The organism is Pseudomonas marincola, assembly GCF_900682675.2.
Classification (GTDB): domain Bacteria; phylum Pseudomonadota; class Gammaproteobacteria; order Pseudomonadales; family Pseudomonadaceae; genus Aquipseudomonas; species Aquipseudomonas marincola.
The window spans coordinates 3,939,495-3,952,020 of record NZ_LR215729.2 but is presented as its reverse complement, the minus strand read 5'-3'; the positions used below and the strand labels follow the sequence as shown (position 1 = coordinate 3,952,020).

Annotated in this window: 9 protein-coding genes and 1 pseudogene; 3 read left to right on the top strand and 7 right to left on the bottom strand. The window is 57.7% G+C overall.

The window, feature by feature from the left end; translation table 11 throughout:
* Positions 1-33 precede the first annotated feature (33 nt).
* Together PMYSY11_RS18240 and PMYSY11_RS18235 are read left to right on the top strand one after the other, a co-directional pair.
* Positions 34-1,644 (top strand): 5-guanidino-2-oxopentanoate decarboxylase, encoded by a 1,611-nt coding sequence (locus tag PMYSY11_RS18240; RefSeq protein ID WP_150547646.1) that lies wholly within the window; start codon positions 34-36, stop codon positions 1,642-1,644.
* Positions 1,645-1,663: 19 nt separating this feature from the next.
* Positions 1,664-2,860, top strand: a complete 1,197-nt coding sequence (locus PMYSY11_RS18235) for a pyridoxal phosphate-dependent aminotransferase (RefSeq protein ID WP_150549607.1) — start codon at positions 1,664-1,666, stop codon at positions 2,858-2,860.
* 176 nt (positions 2,861-3,036) lie between these two features.
* Here PMYSY11_RS18235 and PMYSY11_RS18230 read toward each other — a convergent pair whose 3' ends face one another.
* Positions 3,037-3,795 carry a tetratricopeptide repeat protein gene (locus tag PMYSY11_RS18230; RefSeq protein ID WP_150547645.1) on the bottom strand — a complete coding sequence of 253 codons (759 nt, stop codon included), beginning with the start codon at positions 3,793-3,795 and terminating at the stop codon, positions 3,037-3,039.
* Positions 3,796-3,800: 5 nt separating this feature from the next.
* Positions 3,801-4,481 (bottom strand): Fe2+-dependent dioxygenase, encoded by a 681-nt coding sequence (locus PMYSY11_RS18225; RefSeq protein WP_090509652.1) that lies wholly within the window; start codon positions 4,479-4,481, stop codon positions 3,801-3,803.
* A gap of 167 nt (positions 4,482-4,648) precedes the next feature.
* Between PMYSY11_RS18225 and PMYSY11_RS18220 the strand changes: the two genes are divergently transcribed.
* Positions 4,649-6,883 carry a TonB-dependent receptor gene (locus PMYSY11_RS18220; protein WP_150547644.1) on the top strand — a complete coding sequence of 745 codons (2,235 nt, stop codon included), beginning with the start codon at positions 4,649-4,651 and terminating at the stop codon, positions 6,881-6,883.
* Positions 6,884-6,963: 80 nt separating this feature from the next.
* Here the strand turns inward: PMYSY11_RS18220 and PMYSY11_RS18215 are convergent, their stop codons facing one another.
* The 5 genes and pseudogenes from PMYSY11_RS18215 to PMYSY11_RS18195 all read right to left on the bottom strand — a co-directional run bounded on the left by PMYSY11_RS18215 (position 6,964) and on the right by PMYSY11_RS18195 (position 12,512).
* Positions 6,964-7,863: a serine hydrolase gene (locus tag PMYSY11_RS18215; RefSeq protein WP_150547643.1), complete on the bottom strand. Its 900-nt coding sequence runs from the start codon at positions 7,861-7,863 to the stop codon at positions 6,964-6,966.
* A gap of 11 nt (positions 7,864-7,874) precedes the next feature.
* Positions 7,875-8,741 (bottom strand): ATP translocase, encoded by an 867-nt coding sequence (locus tag PMYSY11_RS18210; protein ID WP_150547642.1) that lies wholly within the window; start codon positions 8,739-8,741, stop codon positions 7,875-7,877.
* Positions 8,738-10,283 (bottom strand): annotated as a pseudogene (locus PMYSY11_RS18205) (IS3 family transposase). The gene PMYSY11_RS18210 and the pseudogene PMYSY11_RS18205 overlap by 4 nt, the downstream one beginning before the upstream one ends.
* Positions 10,284-10,338: 55 nt before the next feature.
* A complete protein-coding gene (locus tag PMYSY11_RS18200) occupies positions 10,339-11,154 on the bottom strand; it encodes a hypothetical protein (RefSeq protein WP_150547641.1) in 816 nt (271 codons plus the stop codon).
* An 80-nt stretch (positions 11,155-11,234) separates the two neighbouring features.
* Positions 11,235-12,512, bottom strand: a complete 1,278-nt coding sequence (locus PMYSY11_RS18195) for a serine hydrolase (RefSeq protein WP_150547640.1) — start codon at positions 12,510-12,512, stop codon at positions 11,235-11,237.
* Between the last annotated feature and the right edge of the window lie 14 nt (positions 12,513-12,526).

The following is a 12,526-nucleotide window of genomic DNA, read 5'->3' as shown; positions in this document are numbered from 1 at the left end:
GCTACGGCTATGCGTAGCAAAGAGGATTTTTTGATGCAAACTCAAGACACATTAACCGGGGGGCAAGCGCTGGTGCGCCTGCTGGCCAACTATCAGGTCGATACCGTATTTGGTATCCCTGGCGTGCATACACTCGAACTTTACCGAGGCTTGCCCGGCAGCGGTATTCGTCACGTACTCACTCGCCACGAGCAGGGTGCTGGATTCATGGCCGATGGTTACGCCCGTGTTACCGGCAAGCCAGGCGTCTGCTTTGTGATTACCGGCCCCGGTGTTACCAACGCCTCGACGCCAATCGGTCAGGCCTATGCGGACTCGATTCCAATGCTGGTGATTTCCAGCGTCAACCATACGGCCAGCTTGGGCAAGGGCTGGGGTTGCCTGCACGAGACTCAGGATCAGCGTGCGCTGACAGCACCTATCACGGCGTTTTCGGCCGTGGCGCTAACGCCGGAAGACCTGCCCGAGCTGATCGCCCGTGCTTACGCGGTATTCGACAGCGAGCGGCCCCGGCCTGTGCATATTTCGGTGCCGCTGGATGTGCTGGCAGCGCCGATTGCCCGTGACTGGACCGCTGAGGTGGTGCGGCGTCCGACGCGCGGCGTGCCGGCGACTGAGGTGCTGGCAGCCGCAGCGGCCAAATTAGCGGCGGCCAAGCGGCCGATGATTATTGCCGGTGGCGGAGCCTTGAATGCGGGGGCCGAGGTACAGCAACTGAGCCAGCGTTTAGCCGCGCCGGTGTTTACCAGCGTTGCCGGCAAAGGTTTGTTGGCCGTGGATGAGCCGCTTAATGCCGGTTCGACCTTGTGCACTGAAGCAGGCTGGCAGCTGATTGCGCAAGCAGATGTCGTGCTGGCTGTCGGCACTGAAATGGCCGACACCGATTTCTGGCGTGAGCGGTTACCGCTGACTGGCGAGCTTATTCGTGTGGATATCGACCCGCGCAAGTTCAACGATTTCTATCCCTGCGCGCTGGCGTTGCAAGGGGATTCGCAGCACACAGTGCGCGCGCTTGTTGAACAACTGCCTGACGCAAACGCTGCCTCTGGCGAGGCGCAGGATGCCGTGGCCACAGTACAGGCGGCGGTCAAAGCCTCGCATGGCCCCTTGCAGAAAATTCATCAGGCTATTCTCGATCGGGTGCAGGCCGCTTTGCCTGCTAATGCATTTATCAGCACCGACATGACCCAATTGGCCTACACCGGTAACTATGCGTTTGCCAGCTCGCAGCCACGCAGTTGGTTGCATCCAACCGGTTACGGCACGCTCGGCTATGGCTTGCCTGCCGGTATCGGAGCCAAGTTTGGCGCCCCGCAACGGCCCGGTCTGGTCTTGGTCGGCGACGGCGGGTTTCTCTACACCGCACAAGAGTTGGCCACGGCGGTTGAGGAACTCGACAGCCCGCTAGTGGTGCTGCTGTGGAACAACGATGCGCTGGGGCAGATTCGTGACGACATGCTCGGGCTGGATATCGAGCCGATAGGTGTGTTGCCGCGTAATCCGGATTTCGCAGCGCTGGCGCGTGCCTTCGGTTGTGAAGTGCGCGAGCCACAAAGCCTGGCGCAGTTGGAAACTGATTTACACAGTGGTTTTGCCCATGCAGGCGTGACCCTGATTGAACTCAAACACACGTGCGCGCAGTAAGCGCAGGCGGGAGAGCATGATGCGATTTTCTGATGTGACTCGACGTATTGCCGGTGAAGGCGCAGCAGCATGGGACATTCACTACCGCGCGCTGGCGCGCCAGGAACAGGGTGAAGATGTATTGCTGTTGTCTGTGGGTGACCCGGACTTCGACACCCCGCAACCGATTGTTCAGGCCGCCATCGACAGCCTCAACAATGGCCACACGCACTACACCGAAGTGCGCGGCAACCAGTTGCTGCGTGAGCGCATTGCCGCGCGCCATAACCAGCGCAGCGGAGCGGATGTTGAGGCTGAGCAAGTGGTGGTTTTAGCGGGCGGCCAGTGCGCACTTTTCAGTGTGGCGCAGTGTGTGCTCAACCCTGGTGATGAGGTGATTGTCGCCGAGCCGATGTATGTCACCTACGAGGCCGTATTCGGTGCTTGTGGTGCCAAGGTAATACCGGTGCCTGTGCGTGCCGAGAATGGCTTTCGCCTGCAGGCCGAAGATGTTGCGGCGCTGATCACGCCACGCACCCGCGCGATTGCTGTCAACAGCCCGCATAACCCGTCTGGTGCCAGCTTGCCCAAGGCTACGTGGGAAGCACTGGCGCAACTGTGTATTGGCAATGACTTGTGGCTGATCTCTGATGAGGTCTACAGCGAATTACTCTACGAAGGCGAGCATATCAGCCCGGCCAGTTTGCCGGGCATGGCTGAACGCACGGCTACGATCAACAGCCTGTCCAAGTCGCACGCCATGACTGGGTGGCGAGTCGGTTGGGTCGTCGCGCCGCGAGAGTTGGCCGATCACCTGACCAACCTGGCCTTGTGCATGCTTTACGGTTTGCCGGATTTCGTCCAGCACGCTGCGTGCGTTGCCCTTGACGCGCAACTGCCGGAGCTGGTCGCCATGCGCGAGGCTTATCGTCAGCGCCGCGATCTGGTGTGTGAGCGTTTGGCAGATTGCCCGGGCATTCGCGCATTGAAGCCCGATGGCGGGATGTTTGTGATGGTTGATATTCGTGAGACGGGTTTGTCCGCTCAACAATTTTCCAATCAACTGCTTGATGAATGCGGCGTGTCGGTGCTGGCGGGCGAGGCATTCGGGCCGAGCGCCGCCGGCCATATCCGCCTCGGTCTGGTGCTGGGCGAAGCGCCTCTGCGTGACGCATGCCAGCGCATCGCCCGCTTTGCCGCTTCACTGTGTGAGAAAAACCTTGAGGCGCAGGTGTAAGGCTCGGTCATCAGGTGATGGGCAGGCGGCGCGCCGCCTGCCCATTGCGCTTGGTGCGAGCAGAGACAGTCGGCAGATTGAGCGACGTCCGCGCACAGTATTTTGTCGCAGTTGAAATGTTTGATTGCGCTGCATGCAGCCTGATCAGGCTTAGATCTTCGGGCTCTGCACAGGTTTCAGACGCTGGACTCTAATTCCGCTGTCCGCTGTGCATAACGCTGGCTGATGTCGTATAACTCAGGATGGTTGAGCCCCTGCAGCGTGCGGCTGGCGCTGCGTAAAAAATTCAAGTTTCCCGTCGCCAGTGCAGTGTTGAACCAGCTGATTGCGCCTGTCAGGTCGCCTTGTTCCAGCAGCCTTCCGGCGTAGCTGAATTGGCCTCGGAAGTCGCCACCTTCTGCCGAGCGGCGGAACCATTCAAGGGCTGTTTGCGGGTCGGCGAGAACAACCGTGCCTTCCTCATAAAAGCGCCCGAGCAGGTTCATTGATTTGGCATGGCCCAGCTCTGCGGCTTGCTGATAGAGGCAGAATGCTTGTGCTAAATCGACCACGCCGGCGCGACCTGTAGCAAGCAAATTGGCCTGGTTGTACATGGCCCAATCCAGCCCCTTTGCTGCCGCTGACTGATAGCAGTTCAGCGCAGCAGGCAAGTCCGTCGCGCCGCCCCAGCCATGCTCATGGCAACGGCCGAGCATGTTGATGGCCATGGAGTGACCGCGCGCAGCGGCAATCGAAAACCAGCGCCGGGCCAATGCCGGATCGCGCTGAATACCATGCCCATCGAGCAATATCTGGCCGAGCAGCGCTTGTGCTTCCAGCTCGCCTTGAGCGGCGCAGGCGAGCAGCCACTGCGCAGTTTGCCGTGGGTTGTCGGCTACTGCTGCGTCAGAGGTGTTGGATGCTTCTGGCTCGCGGCGGCGCAGCACATAGTCCACAGCGTTTAAACCTCGACCCAGCGGCGCAACAGGTTGTGATAACTGCCGGTGAGTTGGGTCAGTGCCGGATGATCGGGCACATCCTGGGTGAGCTGCTGAATAGCGTTATCCATCTCGAACAGCAAGGCGCGCTGGCTGTCTTCGCGGACCAGGCTCTGGGTCCAGAAGAACGAAGCAAAACGAGCGCCACGGGTAACCGGCGCCACCTTGTGCAGGCTGCTTGCCGGGTACAGCACCAGATCACCAGCGGGCAATTTCACTTGTTGCACGCCGTAGGTGTCTTGAATGGTCAGTTCGCCGCCGTCGTATTCATCCGGGTCGCTGAAGAAAAGCGTTGATGACAGATCCGTACGCACGCGTTCAGCAGAGCCCTTGACCTGCCGCACGGCGTTGTCGATGTGGTAGCCGAAATCGTCACCAGAGCGGTAACAGTTGAACAAGGGCGGGAAGACCTTGTTGGGCAAGGCGGCAGACATGAACAGCGGGTTTTGCCATAGCCGCTCAAGCATGGCCTGGCTGATTTCCTTGGCCAGCGGGCTGCCTTCGGGCAACTGGATGTTGTTCTTGGCTTGCGCCGACTGGTAACCCGCCGTGACTTTGCCATCCACCCACTGCGCCGCCTCAAGTGCCTCGCGAATACGCAGGACTTCGTCGCGGGTGAAGACTGCAGGTATGTGGACAAGCATGGAAAGCTCCAGATGGCTGAATGACAACGTGTGCCAATAGGGGATACGGGTATTTGATAGGACGTGATACTAATTTAAATTTCTGTCAAATGCGAATCATTAGTAATTGTAATTCGTTGTGATTGCGATTTAAGATTGGCGCTGAAATTCACAGGGGAGGTTGATTCATGCGTGGTGGAGTTGAAGGTAATCTGTTCAAAACGCGGCTTTTGGTTTCGGCGGTAGGTGCCGCCACCGCGATGTCTGCCGGTTGGGCACAGGCAGAAGAGCAGAAAACATCCGATGAGGTGTTATCGCTGGGGTCAGACACTGTTACTGGCCAACAACAAGGCGAATACAAAGCTGAGTCGGCTTCGTCTAAATACACCGCGCCACTGCGCGAAACCCCAAAAAGCGTTACGGTCATTTCTGATCAGGTGATTAAGGATACCGGCTCGCTGAGCCTTGCTGATGCATTGCGCACCACGTCCGGCATCACCTTCGGTGCGGGCGAGGGTGGCAACCCTGCCGGTGACCGCCCGATCATTCGTGGCTTCAACGCCGAGAGCGATACCTTTATCGATGGCCTGCGTGATGTTGGCTCGCAGACCCGCGAGATCTTCAACGTCGAGCAGATCGAAGTCAGCAAAGGCCCGGGTTCTGCCTACACGGGTGCAGGTTCTACCGGTGGTAGCCTTAACCTGATCAGCAAGTCGGCGAAAATGGATGACTTCGGTGATGCCAGTTTCACCTACGGCTCCGACCAGACTCACCGCTATACGCTGGATGTGAACCGCAAGTTGGCGGACAACATCGCCGGGCGTTTGAACCTGCTCAAGCATGAAGCCAACGTCGCCGGTCGCGATGGTGTCGATGTCAGCCGCTGGGGCGTTGCGCCGACTATCACCTTTGGTTTTGATACGCCGACGCGCCTCACGCTGTCTTACTATCACCTCGAAACAGACGATATGCCTGACTACGGCATTCCGCTGACTGAGGCGAGCGCGAGCAACCCGATCCGCACGCCGGTGAACACCGATGAAGATAACTTCTACGGTATCGACTCGCGTGATTACCGCGAAAGCACCAGTGATGCCGGCACCATCAAGCTTGAGCATGACCTGAACGACAACCTGACGCTGAGCAACAACTTCCGCGCGGCGCGCACCACCCTCGACTACGTGGTGAGTAACCCGGACGACAGCCGTGGCAACGTCGATGATGGTTTTGTATATCGTTCGGCCAAGAGCCGTAACTCAACCAACGAAAGCTGGATCAACCAGACCGACCTCAAGGCCTTGTTCAACACCGGCAGCATCGAGCACACGCTGGTAACCGGTATCGAAATCAGCCGTCAGGGCGTGCATAACCGTCCTTATGTCGTGACTTCAGCGGTCAGCGGCTCTACCTGTAATGCGGCGTTGATTGCCAATGGCGACTGCACCTCGTTGAGCAACCCGAATCCGGATTCGGGCTGGACTGGCACCATCACCGACAGCCAGGCCTATACCGACACTGACACCGACACGTTGGCGGGTTATGTGTTTGATACGCTGAAATTCAACGAGCAGTGGTCGTTGAACCTCGGCCTGCGCTACGACGACTACGAGACCACCTCCAGCGGTTATAGCACTGGCGGTCGCTCTGGGCCGGCGGGTGATTTCAAGTACGAAAACAAGAGCCATTTCTGGAGCTACCAGACCGGTCTGGTGTTCAACCCGACCGAAAACGGCAGTATCTATGTGGCGTGGTCGACCTCCAGCAACCCGGCCGGTGAAACCGCGGGTGAAGGTGCGGACAGCCTGAGCGCTGCTGTTGAATCGCTTGAACCAGAGCGTAACCGTAACTACGAAATCGGCACCAAGTGGGACCTTTTCGACAACCGTCTGGGCTTGAATGCGGCCATCTTCCGCACTGAGAAAACCAACGCCCGTGTCGCCGATGTCGATGGCACCACACGCAATATCGGTGAAACCAAGGTTGATGGTTTCGAGCTGGGTGCAACTGGCCAGATCACCCGTGACTGGCAGGTATTCGCCAGCTACACCTACCTCGATGGCGAGTTGGTGGACGGCGGCGCGGTCAGCGGCGTTGAAGGTGTATACGACGGCAACGATATCCCGAGCACTCCAGAAAACAGCTTCAGCTTCTGGACCACCTACAACATCACTCAAGACCTGAGTGTGGGTGCGGGCGCCAACTACGTCGATTCGCGTTTCGGCAACACAGCCAACACCATCGAAGTGCCTGACTACTGGCGCTACGATGCAATGGCCAAGTACCGTGTCAGCGAGTCGCTGGACCTGCAACTCAACGTGCAGAACCTGACCGACGAGCGTTACTACGATCAGGTTTACGCCAGCCACTACGCCCACGTTGCTGCTGGCCGTACCGCGCTGCTGAGCACCAACTTCCACTTCTGAGTGTCTACGGTGTAACGCAAACGGCCCCAGCAAAAACTGCTGGGGCCGTTTGCGTTTAGAGGGTTTCTAGACCCTGGCGATTAACCCGCCGCCACTGGCGTCTGATCAATAATATTGTCGAGATCGACAATTATTTGTTCGAGTAATTTACCGCCCTGCGTGGTTTGTGCGAGTACAACGGCGATGTACTGGCGACCATCCTTGCGTTCGATGATCGCGCTGTCTGCGTGGTAATCACGCCATGTCCCTGACTTTCTAAACACCTGCGCATCGGGGTGAATGGTGTTCATGCCTTTAACGAATTTATGGTTGATTGCTGAGTCAGCCAGTATGTCTTTCATCACCGGGCAGTTTTCCGGCGAGGCCAACTCACTGCGCTCCAGCATGTAGTAAAAGCGTGCGACTTGCAGGCCACTCGCACCGTGGCTGACGTGCTCCAGCGGATCACGTTTCCACGCACCCTCTTTGCCATATTCTTTGCCGACCCAAAGTCCGCCACCGGCGTCCTGGTCGTAAAGCTGATAGCGCTCAGACTGCAAAATCTCGGCAATGCGGGCAGGGCCCACAAGGTGGTAAAGCCTTGAGGCTTCCACATTGGATGAGTGTTTAATCATTGCATCCAACGAGGTACGCAGTGACGGCGTTATCTCAAGGTTGCCCTGTGAGATTTCTTCGAACACCGCCAGCATGATCGCCAGCTTAGGCAAGCTCGCCGCGTACAGCGTAGTGTCGCCGTTGATATTGGCCATCTTCGGTTGTTTCACCTGGCTGATATCAACCAGCGTGATGGAGATTTTCTTTTGCTTCACCAATTGAGAAATCCCGCGTTTGTCGACCACAGAATCAAGCAATGTCTGCAAGTGTGGGTCGGCTTGCTTGGGGAAATCCTCATCAGCTACAGCCGATGGCGCGGCGTGTGCGGCGCTAATGCCCAAAGTGAGCAGCATGCAGGTGGCGAAAAATAGTTTTTTAAACTGCATATTCAAGCCCTTTAGTAATGAGTAGTCGGGTCGATGGGTTGCAGTACGAAATGGTTATGTGCGCAGAGCCCCGCGTCGTCACTGGCCGTCAGTTTCAGGCTCAGTGGGCTCAAGGCATGCGGTGCCACGCCCCTGAATAGCGCCTCTTTCTCGTGTAAGTTAAGCCAGCTTGGCAGGGCTGAACCGTCTGCCTGTTTGGCGCTCAGGTGTAAGCAGTCACTCGGGTCTGCTGCGGTGAATGTATTGCTGGGGATGCGAAACAACAGCTCTCTGCCTGGCATTACCGGGATTTCATCAAACGGTGCATTCAACTTCGGTGCTTCACCCGGATGTTCAACAATGCGGCGTTGATACTCAGTGCTGATCAGGCGGCTAAACACAATCCAGATAACGCCTAACACAGCGCAAAACATCATCAGTTGAGCGATCCCCCAGCCCAGCCAGTGGATCGATGCGTAGATCAAACCCGCCTGAAATAAATCACCCAAGCGCCAAAATAAGGTGTCAATTGCGGTTTTGCCTTCAAACTTTTCCTCGTGGGTAACAGGCAAAAACAAGGTTTGACGCACGGTGTTAGTTATAGAGTAATCAAGGCTGTTATCCGTTACTTTGAGCAGGTAAATAAAACTGAAAACGGGTAAAAAACCGCCGAGGAAGTAGCCAATAGTCATCAGCACAGGCATGACTAAAATGGCCACTGGCATGTCGAAGTGAATGAATATCCGGCTGACCACAAATAGCTGTAACGCAAGTGCAATTGCTGTCACCCAAAAACTGAATTGGGCATACACCTGACCGATGTAATTTTGTCGCTGATGCAAATCTACAATGCCCAGACTGCGGCGATTTTCAAGGTAGTTGTCGCGTGAGCGTGTCACGCTGCCTTTGATGTTTGCTGCAGTACCGCTTCCCGCTCCGGGTTCAGGCACACGATTGGTGCCAGCACCCAGTTCCTGATGTTGCCGCTCCAGCGCTCCGGGTGCCGTGCACGCGCCGCCTCGTACAGCTCGATACGCTTGCGCAGCAACTCTTCCGCCTGGCCAGTATGTCGCTGCGCCGGGGTCACGAACTTCAGGGCGCTGTGGCGATGTTCATGGTTGTACCAGGCCACGAAGCTGTTCACCCAGTTCCTGGCCTGCTCCAGCGTGTCGAAGGGCCGCTCCGGCCACAGCGGGCAGTACTTCGCCGTGCGGAACAAGGCCTCGGCATAGGCGTTGTCATTGCTCACCCGCGGGCGGCTGAACGAGGGCATCACACCCAGGTTCTGCATGGCCGCCAGCATGGTCGAGCCCTTCATCGCGCTGCCGTTGTCCGAGTGCAGTACCAGCGGCTGGCCTGCTCGCTGTTCACGTAGGCAGGCCTGGCGTAGCAGCTGGGCGGCCTGCTCGGCGCTTTCACTTTCATGCACCTCGTTGGCCACCAGCTTCCGGCTGTAGACGTCCTTGATCATGTACCAGTAGAAGTAACGGCCCTTGACCGTGGTCGGCAGCCAGGTGATGTCCCAGCACCACAGCTGGTTCGGGCCGTCGGCCACATGGGTCGTCAGCGCTCGTTTCACCGGTGGGCGGCTACGGCCGCGCGGATGCTGCTGTTCGGCGTCCTTCAGCAACCGGTAAAAGGTCGACTCCGAGGCCAGCCAGGTGCCCTGATCGGCCAGCCGCGCCACGATCTGCTGCGGCGGCAGGCTGGCAAACTCGGGCTGGTTGGCGACCTCCAGCACGCGGCGGCGCTCTTGCGGGGTCAGCTTGTTGGCCGGCTCAGCTCGCTGTGCCGAAGGACGCCGATCCTCCGGGCAGTGCTGCCAGCGCTGCAGGCTGCGCAGCGACAGGCCCAGTTCGGCGCAGGCCTGCGCCCGCCGCGCTCCGCCGCCACGGCGTCCTCGATCAACTGCAGCGTTTCACGGCGATCCGGGGCGCTGATCATTCGTCCTCGTCCTTCCCCCAGAGCGCCTCGGCTTTTTTTCGCAACACCAGCAGAGCCGCGGTTTCTGCCAGCGCCGCATCCTTGCGCCGCAGTTCACGCTCCAGCTGCTTGATGCGCTTCTTCGCGGCCTTTTCCTCTTCGCGTTCGCGCCGGGTCTTGATCGGCTGAGCCAGGCTGTTGGCCTGCTCGCAGGCTTCGCGCCAGGCGTTGATCTGCTCGACATACAGGCCTTTGCGCCGGCAGTACTCCGCCAGCTCAGCCGCATTGAGGCTGGCGCTTTCCAGCACCACCCGAAACTTGTCCTGGCTCGACCACTGGTCGGCCTGCTGTCCATCTCCCGGCACCACTGCTCCCGCTGCTCTGGCCTGTTTGCGCCAAGCATACAGGGTGGCATCAGTAATGCCTGTCGCTTCCACCAGCTCCGGCACCGTCCGGTTCAAGGGCGGCATCATCTGCCGCACCACCCACTCCCGATGCTCTATCGAATAACGCGCCACACGGCTCTCACTTCCGCCCACCGACCAAGACTCATCGAATCAACTCACACGACAACTATCCTGACGCGGCGGGACTGTCGACATGGTCGAGCAACGCCTGGGCAAAAATATATTCGCCGCTGCTGTTGATAATGTTCAGTATCAACGCGTAGCCGGCAATCAGTAGCAGCAGCTTGGAGTTAAACACCACGCTGATGCCGCCCAGCAGCCCGCTGGCTTTGGGTTGATATAAATGGCAGTCGATACAGCGTGACTCTTCCGGCACGCTGTTACGGGCAAAGTAGGGCAGTGCAGCGGTTGATGCGATCACCAGCGATGCCACCAGCAAGCCGCTGAACACCCCCGAATAGCTCAGCACCCAACTGGCGATTTGTGCGCCCACCAAGCCACCCACAGATGCGCCCATTAGAATGACCGGAAACAAACGCTTGCCGCTTTTGACATTGAACGAGCCGTTGGCGAACACCCAAAACTGCGCCACCATCACCACGCCATAAATCGATACCCAGACGTAATAGGCGTAGCCGATATTCATGCCAACTTGGTAACACGCGGCAAATACCAGTCCCATCGCAGCAAAGGCCAATGCCAGAATCATCACCAGCTTTTCACGCGAGACCGCACGAAACAGCGAGCTGTAAACCGGCATAAACAGCAACAACACCAAAGCCGCCAGTGCAGTTGAATAGGCTTTGGCGTCTGCAGATGCGGACGCAATAACCAAGGGTTCGCGCAGCGTTTTAAAGATGTAATACGAGATAATAATCAGGCCCGCATACAGCGCGAAAACGGCGACAGTGCGGCCCTCGCCAGCCCGTACCCGAGTGAAGAGGTTGAGCGTGCGCTCAAATAAGCTGAGTGTTTGGGTCATGGTTTATAGCCGAGCTGCCAAATGAAAACCGCCAGTGACACGCAGTCAATCGCGGTTAGGGAGATTTGCCTTGTGGTCAACTACGGGGTTTTATCGGGATGCTGTGCTGCCACCAGCTTGGCCACACGGGCTGCCAGTGTTTGGTGTGCAACTGCCGAATTCACGCGCAGTACGTTGGATTGCACAACCACCAGATAGTGATACTTACGCTGCTTGGCGGGTGACTCGACAATCGCCAGTGAGGCGAGCAAGTTGCGTTTATTGCCTTTGTATTTGCCGCAGCTAAAGCCGGCTTCTTTTACGCAGCTGTAGAGCGAGCCAGATTTGAAGTAAATCGCATCGCCATACATATTGGGGTGCGAGGCATAACGAATCCGCCGTTCTGTGAGATACATCAAACGCTTGAGTTCGATACTGGAAAACTGATCAACCAGTTGCCCGGCTTCCATCAGGTAGAGCAGTTTCATCAACTCGCGACTGGTGCCGTAACTGCTGGTGCCGGGAATACGTTGCTTACCGGTTCGGGTAAAAAAGCTGCCTTGGCGCAGTTTGCTGGTATCAATGCCCAACTCAATCAGCGGCGCGTTCATGGCGTTGAGAAACACCTCGCCCAATTGTTTCTTGGGGGTGTTCTTTAGGTATGCCGCGCTTTCGTTACTCGGGGCGGGATAGCGCTTGCCGAAGTGGCTCATCAATACCAGTTCTCGTTGCACCATAGCCGCGGCTGAGTTGGAACTGGGCGACAGCATCCAGTCGAGGTATTCGTAAAGATTGCCGCTGTCACCGGGGCGCAGTGGTGCGCGACGCAAGGTGCGTTTTTCGACATTCCAGAACCGCACAGTGTGACTGTCGCGCAGGCTGAACGAGTCGGCTACCACGCGGGTGTCTTTCAGAATCGCCTGACGCTTGGCCGTGTCGTCGGGGTAGATGTCGCGCAGCTTGGCGAACAGGGCAACTGCGACCAACATCTTTCCTACGCTGCCGACGTTATCGCGAAAGCCTGGATTATGTTCTGCATACAGCGGTTTATCGGGGTCGGATAAATCCAGCAGACTGATGCTGTAACGGCTGGGTTGAGAAGGGATTAATTTGCCCAGCTTTGCACTCAACTGGCGGTCTGCGTTGGGCAATTTAACGGTTGTTTGCTGAGTGTCGAGCAGGCGCGGCATCACTGCTGGAGTGAGGAGTCTGGCGCCCTCATAGAGTTTTTTACCTTTGATTAACCCTGCATCACCCAGGCGGTAATATTCCAAACGGCGGATGCCTGTTTCGGGGTAGCCATCGACGGGATAGGCGTAACTGAGGTCGGCGCTGAGAGTCAGTAAGCAGGCGCTAATACCACGCAAAAAATACTTCATGTTGGGCCTCATTC